This is a genomic window from Lonepinella sp. MS14434 (assembly GCF_042468235.1).
Lineage (GTDB): Bacteria > Pseudomonadota > Gammaproteobacteria > Enterobacterales > Pasteurellaceae > Lonepinella.
The window spans coordinates 926,898-949,518 of record NZ_CP170386.1 but is presented as its reverse complement, the minus strand read 5'-3'; the positions used below and the strand labels follow the sequence as shown (position 1 = coordinate 949,518).

Annotated in this window: 17 protein-coding genes and 2 tRNA genes; 10 read left to right on the top strand and 9 right to left on the bottom strand. The window is 38.3% G+C overall.

The genetic code is table 11. From position 1 onward, the window contains the following. Positions 1-7: 7 nt before the first annotated feature. The 10 genes from recJ (at position 8) to lldD (ending at position 11,760) form a co-directional block, all read left to right on the top strand. On the top strand, positions 8-1,732 hold the full coding sequence (gene recJ / locus O1Q79_RS04625) for a single-stranded-DNA-specific exonuclease RecJ (RefSeq protein WP_386693199.1): 1,725 nt from the start codon (positions 8-10) through the stop codon (positions 1,730-1,732). Between the two features lie 4 nt (positions 1,733-1,736). After that, the gene (locus O1Q79_RS04620) at positions 1,737-2,438 is read left to right on the top strand and encodes a thiol:disulfide interchange protein DsbA/DsbL (RefSeq protein ID WP_386693198.1); all 702 of its coding nucleotides are present in this window, start codon (positions 1,737-1,739) and stop codon (positions 2,436-2,438) included. Next, positions 2,439-3,128 (top strand): 5'-methylthioadenosine/adenosylhomocysteine nucleosidase, encoded by a 690-nt coding sequence (locus O1Q79_RS04615; RefSeq protein ID WP_386693197.1) that lies wholly within the window; start codon positions 2,439-2,441, stop codon positions 3,126-3,128. An 18-nt stretch (positions 3,129-3,146) separates the two neighbouring features. Continuing rightward, on the top strand, positions 3,147-4,733 hold the full coding sequence (locus O1Q79_RS04610; RefSeq protein ID WP_386693195.1) for a hypothetical protein: 1,587 nt from the start codon (positions 3,147-3,149) through the stop codon (positions 4,731-4,733). Further along, the gene (gene metC / locus O1Q79_RS04605) at positions 4,730-5,932 is read left to right on the top strand and encodes a cystathionine beta-lyase (protein WP_386693194.1); all 1,203 of its coding nucleotides are present in this window, start codon (positions 4,730-4,732) and stop codon (positions 5,930-5,932) included. The genes O1Q79_RS04610 and metC overlap by 4 nt, the downstream gene beginning before the upstream one ends. A 170-nt stretch (positions 5,933-6,102) precedes the next feature. Further along, positions 6,103-6,360 carry a phosphocarrier protein Hpr gene (gene ptsH, locus O1Q79_RS04600; RefSeq protein ID WP_386693193.1) on the top strand — a complete coding sequence of 86 codons (258 nt, stop codon included), beginning with the start codon at positions 6,103-6,105 and terminating at the stop codon, positions 6,358-6,360. A gap of 107 nt (positions 6,361-6,467) precedes the next feature. Further along, positions 6,468-8,195, top strand: coding sequence for a phosphoenolpyruvate-protein phosphotransferase PtsI (gene ptsI / locus O1Q79_RS04595; protein ID WP_386693192.1), 1,728 nt, complete (start codon positions 6,468-6,470; stop codon positions 8,193-8,195). 64 nt (positions 8,196-8,259) lie between these two features. Continuing rightward, positions 8,260-8,760: a PTS glucose transporter subunit IIA gene (gene crr, locus O1Q79_RS04590; protein WP_386693191.1), complete on the top strand. Its 501-nt coding sequence runs from the start codon at positions 8,260-8,262 to the stop codon at positions 8,758-8,760. A gap of 210 nt (positions 8,761-8,970) precedes the next feature. Continuing rightward, positions 8,971-10,566, top strand: a complete 1,596-nt coding sequence (locus O1Q79_RS04585) for an L-lactate permease (RefSeq protein ID WP_386693190.1) — start codon at positions 8,971-8,973, stop codon at positions 10,564-10,566. A 30-nt stretch (positions 10,567-10,596) separates the two neighbouring features. Next, positions 10,597-11,760: an FMN-dependent L-lactate dehydrogenase LldD gene (gene lldD, locus O1Q79_RS04580; RefSeq protein WP_386693189.1), complete on the top strand. Its 1,164-nt coding sequence runs from the start codon at positions 10,597-10,599 to the stop codon at positions 11,758-11,760. Between the two features lie 547 nt (positions 11,761-12,307). On the opposite strand, the gene O1Q79_RS04575 is transcribed toward lldD, so the two are convergent. From O1Q79_RS04575 to dksA, 9 genes are all read right to left on the bottom strand, one after another. Then, positions 12,308-12,394, bottom strand: a tRNA-Leu gene (locus tag O1Q79_RS04575). A gap of 31 nt (positions 12,395-12,425) precedes the next feature. Continuing rightward, a tRNA-Gly gene (locus O1Q79_RS04570) sits at positions 12,426-12,501 on the bottom strand. 133 nt (positions 12,502-12,634) lie between these two features. Continuing rightward, positions 12,635-13,195: a CDP-diacylglycerol--glycerol-3-phosphate 3-phosphatidyltransferase gene (gene pgsA / locus O1Q79_RS04565; RefSeq protein WP_132300454.1), complete on the bottom strand. Its 561-nt coding sequence runs from the start codon at positions 13,193-13,195 to the stop codon at positions 12,635-12,637. 101 nt (positions 13,196-13,296) lie between these two features. Next, positions 13,297-15,558 carry a DNA topoisomerase IV subunit A gene (gene parC / locus O1Q79_RS04560; protein ID WP_386693188.1) on the bottom strand — a complete coding sequence of 754 codons (2,262 nt, stop codon included), beginning with the start codon at positions 15,556-15,558 and terminating at the stop codon, positions 13,297-13,299. A gap of 104 nt (positions 15,559-15,662) precedes the next feature. Beyond that, positions 15,663-17,582, bottom strand: a complete 1,920-nt coding sequence (gene parE, locus O1Q79_RS04555; protein ID WP_386693187.1) for a DNA topoisomerase IV subunit B — start codon at positions 17,580-17,582, stop codon at positions 15,663-15,665. Between the two features lie 116 nt (positions 17,583-17,698). Beyond that, positions 17,699-19,627, bottom strand: a complete 1,929-nt coding sequence (locus O1Q79_RS04550; protein WP_386693185.1) for an ABC transporter ATP-binding protein — start codon at positions 19,625-19,627, stop codon at positions 17,699-17,701. A gap of 281 nt (positions 19,628-19,908) precedes the next feature. After that, positions 19,909-20,397 (bottom strand): 2-amino-4-hydroxy-6-hydroxymethyldihydropteridine diphosphokinase, encoded by a 489-nt coding sequence (gene folK / locus O1Q79_RS04545; protein WP_386693184.1) that lies wholly within the window; start codon positions 20,395-20,397, stop codon positions 19,909-19,911. 3 nt (positions 20,398-20,400) lie between these two features. Then, on the bottom strand, positions 20,401-21,891 hold the full coding sequence (pcnB, locus tag O1Q79_RS04540; protein WP_386693183.1) for a polynucleotide adenylyltransferase PcnB: 1,491 nt from the start codon (positions 21,889-21,891) through the stop codon (positions 20,401-20,403). A 45-nt stretch (positions 21,892-21,936) separates the two neighbouring features. Beyond that, a complete protein-coding gene (gene dksA, locus O1Q79_RS04535) occupies positions 21,937-22,383 on the bottom strand; it encodes an RNA polymerase-binding protein DksA (protein WP_386693182.1) in 447 nt (148 codons plus the stop codon). Between the last annotated feature and the right edge of the window lie 238 nt (positions 22,384-22,621).

Here is a 22,621-nt window from a genome sequence, read left to right as displayed (position 1 = left end):
TATTCCCGTGAATAAAATCATTCAAAGAAGATCCATACCAATAGGTTCGCCTGTTTGTGATAACCCTTTATTAGATCGTTTATATCGTTCTCGTCATATTCAAAATTCACAACAATTAGACCGCACTTTGTCGTCCATGTTGTCACCGCATTTATTATCAGGCATGCAAACTGCGGTGCAATTATTGGCAGATTCTCGAGATAAAAAAATTGTGATTGTCGGGGATTTTGATGCGGACGGTGCAACTAGTACGGCTTTAGCGGTAACGGCATTACGTCAGTTAGGCTTTACCGATGTGAATTATTTGATCCCGAACCGTTTTGAACAGGGCTATGGCTTGAGTGTATCTATTGCCGAAATGGCATTGGCACAAGGGGTTGAGGTGTTGATTACGGTGGATAACGGTATTTCTTCCTTAGAGGGCGTGGATTATTTGAAACAAAATTCGGTACGTGTAGTGATTACCGATCACCATTTGCCCGCTGAACAATTACCGAATGCAGATGCCATTGTAAACCCTAATTTAGTCGGCTGTGATTTTCCATCTAAAGCATTGGCTGGTGTGGGTGTAACCTTTTATGTGATGTTGGCATTACGGGCTAAATTACGTGAAATGGGCGTGTTTGATAGTCAAACCCAACCGAATTTTACCGATTTATTGGATTTGGTCGCTTTAGGAACGATTGCGGATGTGGTGCCGTTAGATCAAAATAACCGAATTTTGGCTTATCAAGGATTGTTACGTATTCGAGCCGAGCATTGTTGTTGCGGTATTCGAGCTTTGGTGGAAGTCGCAAATAAAAATATTCATCAATTAACTGCCAGTGATTTGGGTTTTTCCATTGCCCCGCGTCTGAATGCAGCGGGTCGCTTGGATAATATGTCGATTGGAGTGGAACTGTTGCTGACAGAAACCATGGAGCAGGCGAGAGCGTTAGCTTTAGAATTAGATGAATTAAACCAAACACGTAAAGAAATTGAGCAAGGCATGAAATTAGAAGCCCTAGAAATTTGCCGAAAATTGACCGCACTTAATCGTGAGCAACAATTACCATTGGGGGTAGCACTTTATCAATCAGATTGGCATCAGGGCGTATTAGGGATTGTCGCTTCTCGTATTAAAGATCAGTTTCACCGTCCGATTGTGGCATTTGCTCAAGATGGTGATGCGGTGCTGAAAGGTTCTGCTCGTTCGGTGGAGGGTTTGCATATACGAGATTTATTGGAACGTGTGCATCAACGTCATCCAGAGATGATTTTAAAATTTGGTGGTCATGCTATGGCAGCAGGATTAAGTATTCGGGCGGAATTATTTGAACAATTTCAACGCAGTTTTAATGATGTGGTAACGGAGTGCTTAGGCAATGATGAACTGCAAGGCATGTTGTGGACGGACGGCGAATTATCTGCTCCATTATTAACCATTCAAACCGCCGAAATGTTAAAACAGGCAGGACCTTGGGGACAATCTTTTCCTGAACCCGTATTTGACGGCGAATTTAAAATTTTACAACAACGTTTAGTGGGCGAACGCCATTTAAAAATGTTATTAGAGCCTAAACAGGGCGGACAACTGATTGATGCCATTGCTTTTAATGTAGATACTCGTTATTATCCTGATAAGTCAATTAAACAAGCGAGATTAGTATATAAACTAGATATTAATGAATTTCGTGGTAATCGTGATATTCAATTATTAGTGGATTATATTGAACCAGTAATGTTAGTGTAACCTTATGAAATATTTATCTATATTGTTTTTGTTGTTATTGAGTAGTATGACTTGGGCGGATAATCAATCGGCACCGAGAAAAAGTGAACAACAAAATGATACAGCCGAAATAACAGTACAGGAAAATGAACAACCGTTTCAAGATGGCAAGGATTATTTTTCATACAGTACACCAGTGAATATGCAGTTAGAAAAAGGTCGGGTACTCATTCAATCTTTTTTTGATTACGATTGCCGAACCTGTGTTAATGTGCAAGATATTTTGGTGCTTTATCAAGAGCTTAATTCAGATAAAGTGAGCTATGAAGAATATCCGATTGCTACTGCAAATGCACATTATTCTGCTCAAGTGTTTTACAGCCTAAAACAAATGGAACGTGATGAGGTTTCTGATTTGCTTTTGTTTGAAACCATTGATGCAACACGTTATTTAGAATTAGCTAAATTAGAAAATTTATTGGCTTGGTTACAACAAAATAAAGTAGATGAAAAACAATTTGATAAGATTTTTTATGCTAATTCAACAACAAAATTAGTCAATTCTGCGATTGCTCGAACGGAAAAATATGGTGTGTTTACCTATCCCTTTGTGGTGATAAACGGTAAATATGTATTAACCATTAGCACGCTTTATAATGATGATTACACTTTTGCGGTGTTAGATTATTTAGTGAATAAATTAATCATGGAACAACAAGATAAATAAATGAAAATTGGTATTGTCGGTGCAATGGCACAAGAAGTGGAAATTCTGTTAGGGTTAATGACAGAAAAAACAGAAACCAAAGTCGCAAGTGCGGTGATTTTTGAAGGAAAAATTGCTGATAAAGCGGTAGTGTTGGTGCAATCTGGTATTGGCAAAGTGGCTGCTGCAATAGCGACAACTGCCTTGTTACAACTGGCAAAACCTGATGTAGTGATCAACACGGGATCGGCAGGTGGCGTTGCTCAGGGGTTAAAAGTTGGGGATATTGTGATTTCCACCGAAACAGCCTATCACGATGCAGATGTGACGGCATTTGGTTATGTCAAAGGGCAATTACCAGCTTGTCCGCCGACTTTTATTTCTGATGAGAAATTGACCGCACTTGCAGAAAAAATTGCTCAACAGCAGGGAAATAGCGTAAAACGTGGGCTAATTTGCTCGGGAGATAGTTTTATTGCTGGGGGCGAACCATTACAAAAAATTAAAGCAGATTTCCCACAGGTTGTTGCAGTAGAAATGGAAGCCACCGCGATTGCTCAAGTTTGCTATAGTTTTGCAGTGCCTTTTGTGGTGGTGCGAGCCATTTCTGATTCAGGTGATGGGCAAGCGAATATGTCTTTTGAAGAATTTTTACCTTTAGCTGCCAACATGTCATCACAAATGGTATTGGCAATGATACAACAACTTTAGAGCAAATAATGTTTGAATATGAAAGGATTAATTATTGCTTATACTGAGAAGTTTATGCATTCTCTGTTAAATACCCTACCTGAATCATTAATTATCTCAAATAGATATTATTATTTGCCGTCTTTTGGGAATATTCTCTATTTAGAACATTTATCAGAACAAGATATGGATTGTATCTATATTTCTGATGAAGTGAATGATCAATTAAAGGATATTTCTACTATTGTAGAAGCCTTAGCCAGTTGGTTTTATGTATTAAAGGAAGATGGCTATTTGGTGATTAGTAAAACATCTAATTTGACAGCACAGCATATTCAACAGTTTTTGTCTGATTTTACGGAGTTAAGTGAATTTGACGATCAGAATGTTCCCTATTATATAGTTAAAAAACGAATTGCTTTACCCTCTAAAAACATGTTGCTTGATACGGCAATAAAGTTATGTTCTCAAGGTGATCTTGAACGTGCGGAAATTGTGCTGTTTAAATTATATATGCTGTATCCTCGTTTTCCTTTTTGTTATCTTCTACAAGCCAATATTTGGTTGCAAACAAAAGGGGTTGATTATGCTAATGCGTTGTGGCAACGGGCGCTTAGACATACGCGTTGTTCGCAAAACTTGATTTTTTATGCTCTTCATTTATTACGTATTAATAATTATCATTTAGGTTTTCAGCAGCGTAAGGATTGTCTGTTTAAGCAAGATTATTTTTCATTTCGTAGCCCGATTATTCCTACTATGTTAGATAAACGGTTGTCTGGAACGATAGAGAAATTAAAGCAAAAGACTTTACTTGTATGGTCTGAATTTGGTTTAGGCGATGAAATGATGTTTGGGCAATTAGCCTATTATTTAAAACATCATTGCCATGTGGCAAAATTAATTTTTATGGTACAAAAACCAATTAAAACATTATTTGAAACGCATCCTGATATTGATTTGGTATTAGATGCATCATTAATGAATGAGATGCCCTTTCCTGATTATGATTATTGGGTCTATCCCCATGATTTGTTAGCCCATGTTTCCGAGCCGTTTGGTTTATTACCCAAACGCTATCCTTATTTTTTTGCACAAGACGAGAGTAAAGCGAGATTTTCCGTATTAATGCAAAGTGATAAAATAAAAATAGGATTTGTTTTTCGGGGCAACCCTACCCATGAGAATGATAAAGATCGCTCTATCTACAATGTTGCTTTAATTGAACCGTTGTTACAATTTTCTGAGCAAATTCAATGGTATTGCATTCAGAAAGAGGTTAATCAACAGGAACGCGCGTTATTTGAGAAATACTCAATTCCTTATTTGGGGCAGTATTTTGATTGTATGGCAGATACAGCAGGAGCAGTAGCTCAGTTAGATTATCTGGTGAGTGTGGATACTTCGGTGATTCATTTAGCCGGTTCCTTGGGGGTAAAAGGTTTTGTGTTAGTGCCTTTTTATACCGATTGGCGCTGGGGTTATCAAGGTGATGAAAATTTATGGTATCCTACGATTAAAGTGTTGCGTCAACGTTTTGATTTTAATTGGACGCCGGTATTTGAACGCTTAAAGGTAGAATTGCGTGAAATTATCGCGAATAGATATAATGAGGAAATAGCATGAGTAAAAAATATTCATTAACTACAACCTTAGTGCATGCTGGGCGAAATAAACGCGTTACCCAAGGGGCGGTAAATCCTGTGATTCAGCGTGCATCTTCGTTGGTATTTGAGAATTTGACAGATAAAAAACAAGCGACGATTAATCGTGCTAAACAAGCATTGTTTTATGGTCGCCGTGGTACATTAACACATTTTGCGTTGCAAGATTTAATGTGTGAAATGGAAGGTGGGGTAGGGTGTTATCTTTATCCTTGTGGGGCTGCAGCGATTACCAATAGTATTCTCGCTTTTGTCAAAACAGGTGACCATATTTTGATGTCGGGGGCAGCCTATGAACCGAGTCAAGATTTTTGTCATCAAATTCTGAAAAAAATGGGGGTTGAAACCACATTTTATGATCCGATGTGCGGTGCAAAAATCGCGGATTTAATGCGGCCAAATACCACTGTGGTTTTCCTTGAAACACCAAGTTCTTTGACTATGGAAGTGCCAGATGTGCCAGCTATTGTACAAGCAGTGAGAGCCGAGAATCCTGATGTGGTGATTATGGCGGATAATACATGGGGCGGGGGTATTTTGTTTAAAGCACTTGATTATGGTGTGGATATTTCCATTCAAGCGGGGACTAAATATTTAGTCGGGCATTCTGATGTAATGATAGGTACCGCAGTTGCTAATGCGCGTTGTTGGGATCAATTACGTGAAAATTCTTATTTGATGGGGCAAATGGTAGATGCAGACAGTGCTTACACGACAGCACGGGGAATTCGATCTTTAGCTGTTCGCTTTAAACAACATGAAGAAAGTAGTATTAAAGTTGCTAAATGGTTAACGCAGCAACCGGAAGTGAAAGCAGTTTATCACCCAGCGTTACCGAGTTGTTTGGGGCATGAATTTTTTAAGCGTGATTTTACCGGTTCAGCTGGCTTATTTTCTTTTGAGTTAAAACAAAAATTAAATACGCAACAACTTTCCGCTTTTATGGATCATTTTGAATTATTTACTATGGCTTATTCATGGGGTGGTTTTGAAAGTTTAATTTTATATAATCAACCGGAAGATATTGCAAAAATTCGTCCAAATATTGACCGCACTTTAACCGGGACATTAATCCGTTTACATATTGGATTTGAAGCTATTGATGAGCTAATTACGGACTTAAGGGCTGGGCTAGATCGATTGCAATCGGAACAAAGTTAATAATCTGTTAATGAGTGATTGTTATTTAGGCAATTTGCCGATTATTTTCAGGTTTTTGTGAATTTTAACGTGATTCAATTTCATTAATCGCTTAGAATAAGGTATTTACTATCAAGGCTTATGCAAAAATAGTGTAAGGTTTCATTTAAATCAAAAAAAGAGGAAACATTATGTACTCAAAAGACGTTGAAATTACCGCACCAAGTGGTTTACATACGCGCCCTGCAGCACAATTCGTAAAAGAAGCAAAAGGGTTTAGTTCTGATATTACCGTGACTTCTGCTGGTAAAAGTGCAAGTGCAAAAAGCTTATTTAAATTACAAACTTTAGGGTTAACCCAAGGTACAGTAATTACAATTTCTGCAGAAGGTGAAGATGAGCAAGCCGCGGTAGATCATTTAGTGGCATTAGTACCTACTTTAGAATAATTTTTGTTTAGCCATAAGTTTTATTTTTGCGTAGATTAATGTTTGCGATAAAAATAATATTATGGCTATTATTTTATTATTATCCCATTTCAGTCAGAAGGTAAATTATGATTTCAGGAATTCCAGCATCTCCGGGTATTGTCTTTGGTAAAGCTTTGGTGCTTAAAGAAGAAAAAATTGTCCTTGATATGCACAAAATTACAGATGAGCAAATTGATAGTGAAATTGCTCGTTTTTATCAAGGACGTAACGCCGCCGTTGAGCAGCTTAGTTCTATTCGTGATCGTGCATTTAAATCATTAGGTGAAGATAAGGCAGCAATCTTTGAAGGTCATCTGATGATTTTAGAAGATGAAGAACTGGAAGAAGAAATTGTAGATTATTTACGTTCAAATAAAGTCAATGCGGCTGTTGCAGCAAGTAAAATTATTGATCAGCAAGTGACCATGTTGTCTGAAATTGATGATGAATATTTAAAAGAACGTGCAGGTGATATTCGTGATATTGGTAATCGTTTGATTAAAAATATTCTCGGCATGAAGATTGTGGATTTAGGTGATATTAATGAAGAAGTGATTTTGGTTGCTTATGATTTAACTCCGTCTGAAACCGCACAATTGAATTTAGATAAAGTGTTAGGTTTTATTACAGACATTGGAGGACGGACTTCACATACTTCAATTATGGCTCGTTCTTTGGAATTACCCGCGATTGTAGGGACAAATAATGTAACTGAATTAGTCAATACGGGTGATTTCTTAGTATTAGATGCAGTCAATAATCAAGTATTAGTCAATCCAACTCAAGCTGAAATAGATGCGTTAAAATCAGCACAAGAAAAATTAGCAGCTGAAAAAGCAGAGTTAGCTAAATTAAAAGATTTACCGGCGATGACATTAGACGGTCATCGTGTTGATGTGGTAGCAAATATTGGGACAATTCGTGATTGTGAAGGTGCCGATCGTAACGGTGCGGAAGGCGTTGGTTTGTATCGTACCGAATTCTTATTTATGGATCGTGATCAATTACCAAGTGAAGAAGAACAATTTATTGCTTATAAAGAAGTCGTTGAAGCAATGAATGGTCGTCTTGTGGTATTACGTACTATGGATATTGGTGGCGACAAAGAATTGCCATATATGAATTTACCAAAAGAAATGAATCCATTCTTAGGCTGGCGTGCGATTCGTATTGCCATGGAGCGTCGTGAAATTTTACATGCTCAATTACGTGCGGTGTTAAGAGCGTCTGCTTTTGGTAAATTGGCAATGATGTTCCCGATGATTATTTCTGTGGAAGAAATTCGCGAATTAAAATCCGTGATTGAGGCCTTAAAACAGGAATTACGTAATGAAGGAAAAGCCTTTGATGAAAATATTCAAGTGGGTGTAATGGTAGAAACACCATCAGCTGCAGTGAATGCGAAATTCTTAGCTAAAGAAGTAGATTTCTTTAGTATCGGTACCAATGACTTAACCCAATATACTTTAGCGGTTGATCGTGGTAACGAAATGATTTCTCACATGTATAATCCAATGGCACCGTCAGTACTCAGTTTAATTAAACAAGTTATTGATGCTTCCCATGCAGAAGGGAAATGGACAGGTATGTGTGGTGAATTAGCCGGTGATGAACGTGCGACGATCTTGTTGTTAGGTATGGGATTAGATGAATTCAGTATGAGTGCAATCTCAGTGCCAGCTATTAAGAAAATCATTCGTAATGTGAATTATCAGGATGCAAAAATATTGGCAGAGCAAGCGTTACAACAACCAACTGCGGTGGAAATTGAGAAATTAGTTGATGATTTCTTAAAGGAAAACGCATTTAATTAGATACAAAGCAAAGATTTTGGGTTAAAATACGCAAAATCTTTGTTCATATTGCAGGAGAGTAAAAATGGGATTTTTTGATAAATTATTTGGTGCGAAAGAAAGTAAAGCGGTTGAAGTCGAAATCTATGCGCCACTTTCAGGTGAAATTGTGAATATTGAAGATGTGCCAGATGTCGTTTTCTCTGAGAAAATTGTTGGTGACGGAATCGCAATTCGTCCAAATAGTAATAAGATTGTCGCCCCTGTAGATGGTGTGATTGGTAAAATTTTTGAAACTAATCATGCCTTTTCTATGGAGTCAAAAGAAGGTATTGAATTATTCGTTCACTTCGGTATTGATACTGTAGAATTGAAAGGGGAAGGTTTTGCCCGTGTCGCGAAAGAAGGTCAAGAAGTTAAACGTGGTGATACTGTGATTGAATTTGATCTTGAATTATTAGAGCAAAAAGCAAAATCAGTATTAACTCCGGTGGTAATTTCAAATATGGATGAAATCAGCAATATTAGTAAAAAAGTAGGTGATGTCGTTGCTGGCGAATCCGTTATTTTAGTATTGAAAAAATAATCTTATCTCATTGAATTAAAGCCCATTTTATGGGCTTTTTTATTATGTACATCCTTAAAATTTAATTTTATTCACTATATTGCATATAAAACAGGCATTTGTGTTATAAAAATGTAACATAGATCACAAAATTGCAACTTTCCACTATTTTTATTTCTAGATTTTTATAGAATACGCAGCCTATTTGCCAAATTTTTTAGAGAGGTTTATATGGCGTTATTTTTGAGTATTTTTCCTATTGTGCTGTTAATTTATTTAATGGTTAAACGTAATCCAGTTCCTTCTTATATTGCTCTTCCGATTATTGCAATATTGGTTTATTTAATTAAAGTTTTTTATTTTGATGCTGATTTGGTACTTGTTAATGCTAATATAGTATCAGGCTATCTTTCCACTTTAGTACCGATTACTGTTATTTTTGGTGCGATTCTTTTCCACAGAACTTTAGAAGATTCAGGGGCGATTAATACCTTACGTAAATGGTTGGCAAATATTAATCCAAATCCAGTAGCACAATTGATGATCATTGCATGGGCATTTGCTTTCATGCTTGAGGGGGCTAGTGGTTGGGGCACACCTCCTGCTATTGCGGCACCAATCTTGGTTGGGCTTGGTTTTAAACCATTTCGTGTTGCTTGTTTGGCATTAGCCATGAACTCTGTACCTGTGTCTTTTGGTGCAGTAGGTACACCAACTTGGTTTGGTCTTTCTCCACTAAATTTACCGGCGGAACAAATTCTGGAAATCGGTGGAATGACTGCTTTAATGCACGCTGTAGCTGCATTAGTGATTCCAATTATTGCATTATTATTTGTGATAGAATGGAAAGATATTAAACGTAACATTATTTTCGTTTACATCAGTATTCTTTCTTGTGTTGTTCCTTATGTATTATTAGCTCAATTTAACTATGAATTCCCATCTTTAGTTGGTGGTGCAATAGGTTTATTAATTTCTATTGCTGTTGCAAATTTTGGTATTGGTCTAGCTAAAACAGAAAACATGGAGCAGGCTGCTACGGTAACTAAAGCAGAAGTATTTAAAGCCTTATCTCCAACCTTATTGTTAATTACACTTTTAATTGTTACTCGTTTACCACAATTACCATTTAACGCCATGATTCAAGATAAAACACCTTGGATCAATGCGTCATGGGGTTATTTGGGTGATTTTGCTATTACAAAAGGTTTAGTCTTTTCTTTGAGCAATATTTTTGAAACAGGTGTTTCGGATAACTACCGTTTACTCTACGTACCGGCTTTGATTCCTTTTGGTGTGGTGTCATTACTCACTTTCTTCATTTATCGTTTAAGTGTAAAATCCGTTCACCAAATTGCGATGCGTAGTATTAAACAAGGTATTCGACCGTTCTGGGCAATGTTTGGTGCCTTGGTGATGGTAAAATTAATGACCATGGGCGGTGATAATTCTATGGTGAAAATTATCGGTACGGGCTTTGCCAGTGTAGCAGGCGAGTCTTGGACTTATTTTTCCGCTTACTTAGGAGCTATTGGAGCGTTCTTCTCCGGTTCAAATACTGTCTCTAACTTGACTTTTGGTGGCGTACAAATTTCTACTGCAGAATTAGCTGGATTAAATATATCACTTATTTTGGCCTTGCAATCTGTTGGTGGCGCAATGGGTAATATGATTTGTGTGAATAATATTATTGCTGTAAGTACCATTGTGAATTTACAAAACCAAGAAGGCGAAATTCTGAAGAAAACAGTTATTCCAGTGTTAATTTATGGTGTAATTGTTGCAATTTCCGCAACGTTTATTGTGCCATTATTCTATTCAATTTAATTAAATGATAATTTAAAAAGAGGTAAAAATATGATTATTTCATCTGCAAATGACTATCGTGAAGCAGCAAGACGCAAAGTTCCCCCATTTATGTTTCATTATGCAGACGGTGGTTCTTATGCGGAACGTACCTTAGAACGTAATGTCACCGATTTAGCAGATATTGCATTAAGACAGCGTGTATTAAAAGATATGTCGCAATTAGACACGGAAATTGAGCTATTCGGTGAAAAGTTATCTATGCCAGTGGCATTGGCACCTGTTGGCGCGTTAGGTATGAACGCTCGTCGTGGTGAAGTGCAAGCTGCTCAAGCAGCAGATAATAAAGGGATTCCGTTTACCTTATCGACAGTATCTATTTGCCCGATCGAAGAAGTCGCCCCAGCGATTAAACGTCCGATGTGGTTTCAACTTTATGTATTGAAAGATCGTGGTTTTATGAAAAATGCTCTAGAACGTGCTAAAGCTGCGGGCTGTTCTACTTTAGTCTTTACCGTGGATATGCCAACCCCGGGGGCGAGATACCGTGATATGCATTCTGGAATGAGCGGTCCGTATAAAGAAATTCGACGTGTATTACAAGGAATCACACACCCATTTTGGGCGTGGGATGTGGGGATTAAGGGCAAACCACATACATTAGGTAATGTCTCTACTTATATGGGGAAACCGATCAATTTAGATGATTATATCGGTTGGTTAACGCAAAACTTTGACCCCTCTATTTCTTGGCAAGATTTAGAGTGGATTCGTGATTTCTGGGATGGTCCAATGGTGATTAAAGGTATTCTAGACCCAGAAGATGCTAAAGATGCCGTACGTTTCGGCGCAGACGGTATCGTTGTATCTAATCATGGTGGTCGTCAACTTGATGGTGTACTTTCTAGCGCAAGAGCATTGCCACCGATTGCGGATGCGGTAAAAGGCGAGATTAAGATTTTAGCAGATTCAGGTATTCGTAATGGTTTAGATGTGGTGCGAATGCTTGCTTTAGGCGCTGATGCGACTATGCTAGGTCGCTCTTTTGTGTATGCTTTAGGTGCGGCTGGTCGTGCAGGCGTAGAAAATATGTTAGATATTTTCAAAAAAGAAATGAAAGTTGCCATGACGTTAACTAGCAATCAACGTATTAGTGATATTACTTCTGATGCTTTGGTAGATTATCAGAAGTTACTTACGGAAGTGATTAAATAATATTAATCACTGCCTTTTTTGATCTGCACCTCAAAAGTTAGACTAACCGCTAACCTATTAAGGTGCAGATTTAATAACTAAATATAGTCAAATATCTTAAAAGGATAAATAAGTATATAACCTATTGTAAACCATGAAGTTTCCTCTGATGGTGTTGTTTATAGACTAATTTTACAGTAAAAAAGGAAATTGACAACGGTGAAAGGTTTTTTATCATAAGCCAAGTTTAAATTTACACAAATTAGCCTACTTCGGAAGGTCAAAGCAACGTGATTATAATCCACATAATTGCATTATTTCTCATACTTATTATTGATTTTATTTTTTGTTTATTATTGTAGTTGTCGATAATTTTATTAAGATCATGAGAAAAAATCGCCATCCAATTTCAGAACGATAAAAATGATTGGATTTAATATGATTGATGTATGAGAAGCACTTTAATCGTTACAATTATATAATATTTAGATAGTTTTCAACAATTTTACTCTAACTATTGGAAGTGTACTTCGGAATTATAATCAGTTGATTTTATTTAGATAATTTATGGTGCCCGAGGCCAGACTTGAACTGGCACGCCCCGAAAGGCGAGGGATTTTAAATCCCTTGCGTCTACCGATTCCGCCACTCGGGCTAAACGCATTTCCTAACTGATTAGGTTAATTTGGAGCGGGAAACGAGGCTCGAACTCGCGACCCCGACCTTGGCAAGGTCGTGCTCTACCAACTGAGCTATTCCCGCTTTGTCGTCAGCTTGTTGCTGTTAACGGAAATGAATTTTACGGATTTTCTGATCCTAGTCAAACGTTATTTTAAATAATAAATTCAAGCGACTAATTTTAAGTCGATTTATTGCATTTTTATAAACAAGTTAATTATTCATGGCTATGATCTTGTAATAAAGGTTCTTTTGCCGCATTTAAATACTGCATCATTGACCAAATAGTTAGAATTGCAGCTATATATAGTAGTGCAATAGCAGAATATTCCATTAATTCGTTATAACGCCATAATAATCCACCAAGTGCTAACATTTGAGCGGTAGTTTTGACTTTGCCAATCCAAGATACCGCCACTTTAGTACGACTACCGATTTCTGCCATCCATTCACGTAAAGCAGAAACAATAATTTCTCTTGAGATAACCACAATAGCGGGTATCGTAATCCAAAAGACATGATAGTATTCTACAATTAAAATCAGCGCCGCGGATACAATTACTTTATCTGCCACCGGATCTAAGAAGGCCCCAAACCGAGTAGTTTGTTTCCATCTGCGAGCTAAATAACCATCAAATAAATCAGTGATAGATGCTACAAAGAAAATTGCTGTGGTAACAATATTGGTCCAATAGGCGGGCAAGTAAAAAGCAATAATAAAAAACGGAATTAATATTACTCGGAAAATCGTTAATAGGGTTGGAAAATTTAGTTTCATAGGATAACAATGTAGTGTTAAAATTTTGTTTTATTCTAAAGCATATTTTGCCATTTGGAAAATGAAAAATAGGGGAAATTTTCCCCTATGTTGTTTTTATACTATTCTGCTGGTTCGATTACTTTAATTTCTACACCACTGTGTAAACCACGTGGTAAATTTGAGCCTTTACGACCGCGTTCAGCACGGAATTTTTGTAAGTCTTCTGGTTTTAAGGTGATTTTACGTTTACCCGAATAAAATACCAAGCTGGCTCGTTCGGAAATTAACAGCAATTTCACCAGACTATCTTTATCCATTTTCAGATCGGCAGCAGATATTGTGATAATTTTATTACCTTTACCTTTGGCAAGCTGTGGTAAATCTGCCACTGGGAAGATTAACATGCGTCCAGCTTGAGTTAATGCCACTAAAAGTGCGGTGTTTTTTTGCAGAATTTTGATAGGTAGCACTTTAGCATTTTCAGGTAAGCTAATTACCGCTTTACCTGCTTTATTGCGAGCGACTAAATCATCAAATTGACAAATAAAACCATAACCAGCACTAGATGACATTAATAAAGCTTGATCATTATTTTCAATTAATACTTGTTCTACATTTGCTCCGCTAGGCAAGGTCAATTTTCCGGTAAGCGGTTCACCTTGTGAACGAGCCGATGGCAAACTTAACGGATCCAGTGCATAACTTCGACCCGTGCTATCAATAAACACCGCAGGCTGATTACTTTTACCTTGAGCGTGATCAAGATATTTATCACCAGCTTTGTAGTTTAGCCCTGTCACATCAATCTCATGACCTTTAGCACAACGTACCCAGCCTTGTTCCGATAAAATCACAGTGATCGCTTCAGCGGGTAACATTTCCGATTCTGAAATGGCTTTGGCTTCTGCACGTTCAACTAATGGTGAACGGCGTGGGCTAGTGTAGGTTTTGGCATCCTGTTGAATTTCTTTTTTAATCAGCGTATTTAAACGGCGTTCGGAACTGAGTAGCTGCTCTAATTGTTCTCGTTCTTCAGCAAGTTTATCTTGCTCTGCCTTTAATTCTTGCTCTTCCAATTTGGCTAAATGGCGTAAACGCAAGTTCAAAATGGCCTCCGCTTGTTCTTCACTCAAGTTAAATCGGGCGATAAGTTCGGCTTTGGGGTCATCTTCGTGGCGGATAATCTCAATCACTTCATCAATATTGAGATAAGCAATCATTAGCCCTGCTAAAATATGTAATCTTGCCAACACCTTATCTAACCGATGTTGTAAACGGCGAGTCACGGTAGTGCGGCGGAATTGAAGCCATTCGGTTAATATTGCCAACAAGCCTTTCACTGCAGGTTTATGATCGAGACCGATCATATTCATATTCACGCGATAAGATCGCTCCAGATCGGTGGTTGCAAATAAATGTGCCATTACGGCATCCACATCCACACGGTTAGAACGTGGCACCAACACAATTCGCACAGGGTTATCTTGATCAGCCTCATCACGCATATCTTCTAACATTGGCAATTTTTTGCTATTCATTTGGTCGGCAATTTGTGCTTGAATCTTGGTTGGTGACGATTGATGTGGCACTGCTGTAATGATAATTTCGCCGTCTTCTTTTTTCCACGTTGCACGCATTTTTATTGAACCACGCCCTTGCTCGTAAATTTTGCGAATATCCGTTTTCGGCGTGATAATTTCTGCTTCGGTTGGGAAGTCAGGACCTTGTACAATGGTTAATAAATCATCTAGTGTTACCTTTGGATTCTCTAATAACATAATGCACGCATCGGCAATTTCATTGATATTATGTGGTGGAATATCCGTTGCCATACCGACAGCAATTCCCGTTGTACCGTTCAGTAAAATATGCGGTAGGCGAGCAGGTAAATATTGTGGTTCTTGCAGGGTGCCATCAAAATTCGGTTGATAATCTACCGTGCCTTGCCCTAATTCTCCAAGTAATACTTCAGATATTTTGGCAAGTCGTGATTCCGTATAACGCATTGCCGCAAAGTATTTTGGATCGTCCACCGATCCCCAGTTACCTTGTCCGTCCACCAATGGATAGCGATAAGAAAAGGGTTGGGCCATTAATACCATGGCTTCATAACAAGCACTGTCACCATGTGGATGAAATTTACCTAATACATCACCCACGGTACGAGCAGATTTTTTATACTTTGCACTGGCGTTTAAACCAAGTTCCGACATGGAATAAATAATGCGACGTTGTACAGGCTTAAGACCGTCACCGATAAACGGCAAGGCACGATCCATGATTACATACATGGAATAATTTAAATAAGCACTTTCGGTAAAAGTGCGAAGTGGCATTTGTTCAATGCCTTCATAGTTGATTGTTGAGTTATTTTCTGTCATATTTTTATTCATTCCGTAGGGATGGATCTATGTGTCCCGCCCGAAAATTACGCTCCGTTTTTGGCGGGCGGACATATAGGTCCGCCCCTACAATAATATGAGTGTTAGACCGTCAAATCTACCAAATCTCCTTTCTCTTGCAACCAGTTTTTACGGTCATCTGCTCGCTTTTTATTGAGTAACATATCCATTAACTCAAAGGTGTCGTTTGGCAAAACATTATTATTTTCTACCGCGCTTTCTACTTGATAAGTTAATTGTACCAAACGGCGAGTATTTGGATCCATTGTCGTTTCCCGTAACTGGCTTGGATTCATTTCTCCTAACCCTTTGAAACGTTGTACATTAAGTTGTCCACGTTTACCTTTGAGACGATCTAAAATCCCTTCTTTTTCGCTTTCGTCAAGGGCATAATAAACTTCTTTGCCTAAGTCAATGCGATACAACGGTGGCATTGCTACAAAAACATGTCCTTGTTGTACGAGTTTTGGAAAATGGCGTAAAAATAATGCACAAAGTAGGGTAGCAATATGTAAACCATCGCTGTCCGCATCAGCGAGAATACAGACTTTGCCATAGCGGAGTTGACTTAAATCATCACTATCGGGGTCAATCCCCAGTGCCACCGCAATATTATGCACTTCTTCCGATCCTAACACCTGATCAGAAGCCACTTCCCAAGTATTTAGAATTTTACCTCGTAATGGCAAAATCGCTTGATAATCTCGATTCCGAGCCTGTTTGGCGGAACCGCCCGCAGAATCCCCTTCCACTAAAAACAGCTCGGTGCGATCTAAATCCTGCTGCGAACAATCTGCTAATTTACCGGGCAATGCCGGACCTGATGTCAGTTTTTTACGCACCACTTTTTTCGCCGCATTTAAGCGTTTTTGTGCCGAACTAATCGCCATTTCAGCCAAGGCTTTAGCTTGTTCTACGTTATTATTCAGCCAAAGACTAAAGGCATCTTTCACCACACCACTAATAAATACCGCACTTTGACGAGAAGATAAGCGTTCTTTGGTTTGCCCTGAAAATTGCGGATCATGCATTTTTAGCGACAACACATAGGCACAACGATCCCACAGGTCATCAGCCGTAAGTTTAACATTGCGTGGCAATAAATTGTGGAACTCACAAAACTCTCGCATAGCGTCAAGCAAACCTTGACGCAAGCCATTGACATGGGTGCCTCCTAGAACAGTCGGAATTAAATTTACATAGCTTTCACCGAGTAATTCGCCCCCCTCAGGTAACCATAATAAAGCCCAAGAAACCGCTTCGTAATTGGCCTTAAATTCGCCTACAAAGGGCGTTTCAGGTAGAGTATTAAAACCATTGACGGCTTCACTTAAATAATCAGATAAACCATCTTGATAAAGCCAAATATCTTCGGTACCGTTGACTTTATCAATAAATTTAATTTCCAACCCCGAACACAACACAGCTTTTGCCCGCAATAAATGACGCAACCGAGAAACGGAAAATTTATCGCTGTCAAAATATTTGGGATTAGGTTTGAAATGGACGGTTGTTCCTGTATTTCGCCGTCCACAACTGTCAACAACTTCAAGTTCTTCGACTTTTTCTCCATTAGCAAAGGCAATATGATGCACTTCGCCGTTACGTTTAATGGTCACGTCCACCCGTTCGGAAAGGGCATTCACTACAGAAATTCCTACACCATGCAAACCGCCAGAAAATTCATAATTTTTATTGGAAAATTTTCCGCCTGCGTGTAGTTTAGTCAAGATCACTTCCACCCCTGACATTTTTTCGGTTGGGTGCATATCCACTGGCATTCCCCGACCATTGTCGGTGACTTCTAAGGATTGATCTTTATGCAAAACCACTTCAATTTTAGTGGCATAACCTGCAAGAGCTTCATCTACGCTGTTATCAATGACTTCTTGCCCTAAGTGGTTGGGACGAGTAGTGTCGGTGTACATTCCGGGGCGAACTTGTACCGGTTCAAGCCCTTTGAGGACTTGAATGTTAATGGAGTCGTAATTTTTTTCGGTCATAATGTTATCTTTTTTATTATTACCCCGCACTGTCGTACGGAGTTAAGCATATTGCCAATGCCTTGCATCTATTATAAGCAGATACGGAGCATCAAGGCTATTTGTAACCCTATACGTTAATGCAGGGTAGAGGATCGTTTTTCTTCCAACTCTTCCCACCGCGAAAACGCCTGTTCCAATTCGCTTTCCAGATTCGCCAACAATTGCAATTTTTCGCTGGTGTAACTGTGATCCTGTTGGAAAAACTCAGGGCTACCGACTTCCGTTTGAAGTGCGGTGATTTTTTGCTCTAATTCTTCTAATTGTTGGGGAAGCTGTTCCAGCTCACGTTGTTCTTTATAAGAGAGTTTTACCGCTTGCTTTTTCGGTTTTTCATAAACTTTTGGATTTTCCACCGCGGTTTTTTCTGTTTTTTTAACCGATTCATTCAAGGCTTTTTGAGCAAAGACATTAGCTTGTTGCTGTTTGGCATCAAAATAACCGCCGACATATTTATTCAACACGCCGTTGCCTTCAAACATATAACATTCGGTGGCGACGTTATCAATAAATTGACGGTCGTGGCTGACGATAAGCAGCGTGCCTTGATAATCCGCCAAAATTTCTTCTAATAATTCAAGGGTTTCCACATCTAAATCGTTGGTTGGTTCATCCAGAATTAACAAATTATTCGGCTTGAGCAATAATTTTGCCAACAGAAGACGATTGCGTTCGCCGCCCGACAGGGCTTTCACTGGGGTCATCGCTCGTTTCGGTGGGAATAAGAAATCTTGTAGATAGCCTAACACGTGGCGTTTGATGCCGTTGACTTCAATATCTTGTTTACCGTCTGCCACGTTGTCCATCACAGTTTTTTCAGGATCGAGATCGATGCGATATTGGTCAAAATAGGCAATGTCTAATTTGGTACCACAACGGATAGTACCACTGGTTGGTTTAAACTGTTCGAGTAATAATTTAATAAAGGTTGTTTTGCCACAGCCATTTGTACCCACTAAAGCAATTTTATCGCCACGCAAAATGGTGGTGCTAAAGTTGGTGAGCAATTTTTTACCACCAATCTCAAAACTGGCATTTTCCACTTCAAACACAATTTTACCTGAACGGCTGGAATGATCGAGTTGCAATTTGGCGGTACCCAGCTGATCACGGCGTTGACGGCGTTCTTCTCGTAAGGCTTTTAAAGCTCGCACACGTCCTTCATTACGGGTACGGCGAGCTTTAATGCCTTGCCGAATCCACACTTCTTCTTGGGCGAGTTTTTTATCAAATAGGGCATTTTGCAATTCTTCCACTCGAAGGTTTTCTTCTTTGGTGGTGAGATAATTATCGTAATCGCCCGAATAGGACACCAGTTGTCCACGGTCAAGATCCACAATGCGTGTCGCCATTTTGCGGATAAACGAACGATCGTGGGAAATAAATACGATACTGCCTTTAAAATCCAGCAAAAAGGCTTCCAACCATTCAATAGCATCCACGTCTAAATGGTTGGTAGGTTCGTCCAATAGCAACACATCAGGATTACATACCAATGCTCGAGCTAATGCGGCTTTGCGTAACCAACCGCCGGATAAATCCGCCAGTTTGGTTTCAGGATTCAGATTAAGTTTTACCAATACTTCCTTGATTTTATTATCAAATTGCCAACCGTTAGCGTGTTCTAATTGGGCTTGCACGCTGGCCAATTTATTCAGTAGGCTGTTGCTATAATCCTGTTCTAATTGGGTAGAAAGATGATGATATTCTTTGAGCAACTCGGATAAATGCCCAATGCCTTCTGCCACATAATCAAATACATTGCCCGTGGCATTGCGTGGTGGATCTTGCTCTAAACGAGACACTACCAAATCTTGGCTCAACAATAATTTGCCATCGTCCATCACCACATCACCAGCCAAAATTTTTAGTAGAGTGGATTTTCCTGCTCCATTTCGCCCCACAAGACAGACTCGCTCATTGGGTTCAATATGTAAATCGCAGTGATCGAGCAAAGGATGATCGCTAAAGGAAAGATAGCCGTTGGTTAAACTGATTAATGCCATAATGATTGATTAAATTGAAAAAATTGTGGAGATTTTAGCAGTTTTTGGGATGGATTTGTAGCTTTGATTGAGTTAAGTTGTTCATTTTGTGTATGATGCATAAACGAATATATAAGATAATGATATTATTATTCAGGGATTAAAAAAAATGCAACCTCTCGGTTGCATTTTCATTAGGGATGTTTAGGATTTATGAACAAAATTTTCACTTAATTTGGAATCACAACTAAGTGAAGTTACCTTAAGCATTAGGGATTACTTAAGATGCCCACGATTATAACTTATTTAGTTTTAATTACAAGCTCCATTTGAATATTTTTAAAATTATTTATTAGTTCAGATATTTTTTCCCCTGATGATAAAGTTAATTCTGGCGCGATTTCATAAAGTGGCACAATGACAAATTCCCGATTGTGCATATCATAATGGGGAATAGTTAATCTTTCTGATTTTATCACCAGTTGATCATAAAGCAATATGTCAAGATCTAAAGTACGTTCCCCCCAATGACGTAAACGTACTCGACCTTGTTCTAGCTCAATTTGTTGTAACGCATCTAATAAAGCAATAGGTTCAAGTGTCGTTTCAATTTTTGCAACGGCATTGATATAATCAGGTTGATCTTGCGGTCCTAGCGGTTTACTACAATAAAAAGAACTGACCGCTAATATTTGTATTTGCGGTAAATTAGCCATGGCATTTAGTGCAGAATCAAGTTGTTGTACTGGTTGATTTAAGTTACTACCTAAGGCGATATAAGCAATAGCCATGATTTAATCCTTCTTAGTCGAGCGTTTCCGATAATAACGTTTTTTCGGTTTTGGTGCATTTTTATCTTGCTCTTTCAGCAAGGCGATTCGTTGTTCCGCATTACTGAATTGATATTCATGCCACCATTTGGCTAGTTCAATGCTCTCACCGCCTTCAATTTCTGCTCGCATTGCTAATAAATCATAAGCTGCTCGGAATTTTGGCTGTTCCATGGTGCGTTCAGGAAATCTTCCTGAACGTTTTAAAAGTTGTAATTGTAATAGCCAAATTTCTCGAATAACACCCGTGTGACGACGAGGTACGGCAAGGGAATGACATAATAAATCCATAATCTCATTACTCGCTAAAGCATAGGCATCATGATTATTTAAGCCACCTTCGTTTTTCAAGATATCCACTTTTTCACGTAATGGATACCAGAAAAAAGTCGCAAATAAAAAGGCGGAATTCAGACGTAAATTATCGGCAATACGTTCATCAGTAGATTTTAACGAATGGATAATCATACGTTCGGCTAAACTGTCGCCTTGTTCGGTAAAGTAAGGTATTAACGCCGGGAAAAGTTGTTCAAATAAGCCATATTGACGCAATAAATAATAGGTTTTTTCACCACTTCCTGTTTGTAATAATTTCAGACTTTCATCAAATAAACGGGCCGGTGGAATATTTTTTAGTAAAGGTGCTAATTCTACAATCGGTGTTTCACTGGCTTTATCTAAGAACATATCCAATTTAGCCATAAAACGAATGGCTCTTAGCATACGAACAGGATCTTCCTGATAGCGAGTGACAGGATCACCGATTAAACGTAATTTCCCGGCTTTAAGATCATCAATGCCGTGGTAGAAATCATAAATGCTATTATCTCTTAGACTGTAATAAAGGGCGTTTACTGTAAAATCACGGCGTTGTGCATCTTGTTCTAATGTACCATATACGTTATCACGCAAAAGCATACCATCTTGATTTTGTTTTGCTTGTTGTTCTGAATGATTAACTTCGTGGCCGGCTCGAAAAGTGGCAACTTCAATAATATCCCGTCCAAACATAATATGAGCTAAACGAAAACGACGCCCCACTAAACGGCAACGACGTTGGAAAATAGCCTGTACCTGATCTGGGCGAGCATTAGTTGCTACGTCAAAGTCTTTAGGGATTTTACCTAATAAAAGATCACGCAAACAACCACCTACAATATAGGCTTCATAACCGTGACGATTGAGTTTTTCAACCACACTTAAAGCATTCTTACTAAGCATACGAGCATGAATATTAACTTGACTTGCCTTAACTATGTATTTTTTATGAGACTGAATTGGTTTATTCGTTTTTACCTTTGTCGATTTTGTTGAATGAGCAACGACATTCGGTGATAAACGATCGATTTTAGTTGATTTAACCTGCTTTGAATGCTTACCAAACAGGTTTTTTATGTAGGTTAAAATAATAAACTCCGTAAATAAAACTTTTTTGAATAAAACGAACGGACACATAAAGCGTGTCCGATTTTTATTCTATAGCTTGTGACTTAACTTAGATTAAAATCCCATTTGTTTTTCACGTACTTCAGCTAATGTCTTACAATCAATACAAAGATCCGCGGTTGGGCGAGCTTCTAAACGGCGAATACCGATTTCTACACCGCAAGAATCACAGTAACCAAAATCTTCGGTATCTAATTTTTTTAAGGTATTTTCGATTTTCTTCATTAACTTACGTTCACGATCTCTGGCTCGTAATTCTAAACTAAATTCTTCTTCTTGCGTAGCACGATCGGCAGGATCTGGAAAATTAGATGCTTCATCTCGCATATGGTTGACAGTACGACCTGCTTCATTAACAATTTGGTTATACCATGCTTGTAAAATTTTACGAAAATGAGCAATCTGTTTTTCGTTCATATATTCTTCATTTTTTTCTTCTTGATAGGGCGACACACCTGCTAAAGCTAACAGGCTTAAAGAGGCTTTATTTGTGTTTGTCATGTTGTTCTCCAATCAATAGTATTATTGTCTGAGCGAGCCATCTAGCGACGCCAAGCACGTTTGTTGTTCCCTAAAATAATAGAGGATAATTTTAAAGGCGTTATAAATACCAGAAGTTGGCTAAATAAGCAAATAAAAATATCTAAACATTGCAATATTTACCTAGCCTTTATGTAAAAATGTGATCTAAGTTCCAAAAATGAAAGAAATAATTGCGAGATTTTCTATTTTTACGATA

Coding starts and splice junctions, on each gene's coding strand:
- O1Q79_RS04620 (WP_386693198.1), top strand. CDS start 1,737: ATGAAATATTTATCTATATTGTTTTTGTTGTTATTGAGTAGTATGACT.
- O1Q79_RS04615 (WP_386693197.1), top strand. CDS start 2,439: ATGAAAATTGGTATTGTCGGTGCAATGGCACAAGAAGTGGAAATTCTG.
- O1Q79_RS04610 (WP_386693195.1), top strand. CDS start 3,147: ATGAAAGGATTAATTATTGCTTATACTGAGAAGTTTATGCATTCTCTG.
- metC (WP_386693194.1), top strand. CDS start 4,730: ATGAGTAAAAAATATTCATTAACTACAACCTTAGTGCATGCTGGGCGA.
- ptsH (WP_386693193.1), top strand. CDS start 6,103: ATGTACTCAAAAGACGTTGAAATTACCGCACCAAGTGGTTTACATACG.
- ptsI (WP_386693192.1), top strand. CDS start 6,468: ATGATTTCAGGAATTCCAGCATCTCCGGGTATTGTCTTTGGTAAAGCT.
- crr (WP_386693191.1), top strand. CDS start 8,260: ATGGGATTTTTTGATAAATTATTTGGTGCGAAAGAAAGTAAAGCGGTT.
- O1Q79_RS04585 (WP_386693190.1), top strand. CDS start 8,971: ATGGCGTTATTTTTGAGTATTTTTCCTATTGTGCTGTTAATTTATTTA.
- lldD (WP_386693189.1), top strand. CDS start 10,597: ATGATTATTTCATCTGCAAATGACTATCGTGAAGCAGCAAGACGCAAA.
- pgsA (WP_132300454.1), bottom strand. CDS start 13,195: ATGAAACTAAATTTTCCAACCCTATTAACGATTTTCCGAGTAATATTA.
- parC (WP_386693188.1), bottom strand. CDS start 15,558: ATGACAGAAAATAACTCAACAATCAACTATGAAGGCATTGAACAAATG.
- parE (WP_386693187.1), bottom strand. CDS start 17,582: ATGACCGAAAAAAATTACGACTCCATTAACATTCAAGTCCTCAAAGGG.
- O1Q79_RS04550 (WP_386693185.1), bottom strand. CDS start 19,627: ATGGCATTAATCAGTTTAACCAACGGCTATCTTTCCTTTAGCGATCAT.
- folK (WP_386693184.1), bottom strand. CDS start 20,397: ATGGCTATTGCTTATATCGCCTTAGGTAGTAACTTAAATCAACCAGTA.
- pcnB (WP_386693183.1), bottom strand. CDS start 21,891: ATGTGTCCGTTCGTTTTATTCAAAAAAGTTTTATTTACGGAGTTTATT.
- dksA (WP_386693182.1), bottom strand. CDS start 22,383: ATGACAAACACAAATAAAGCCTCTTTAAGCCTGTTAGCTTTAGCAGGT.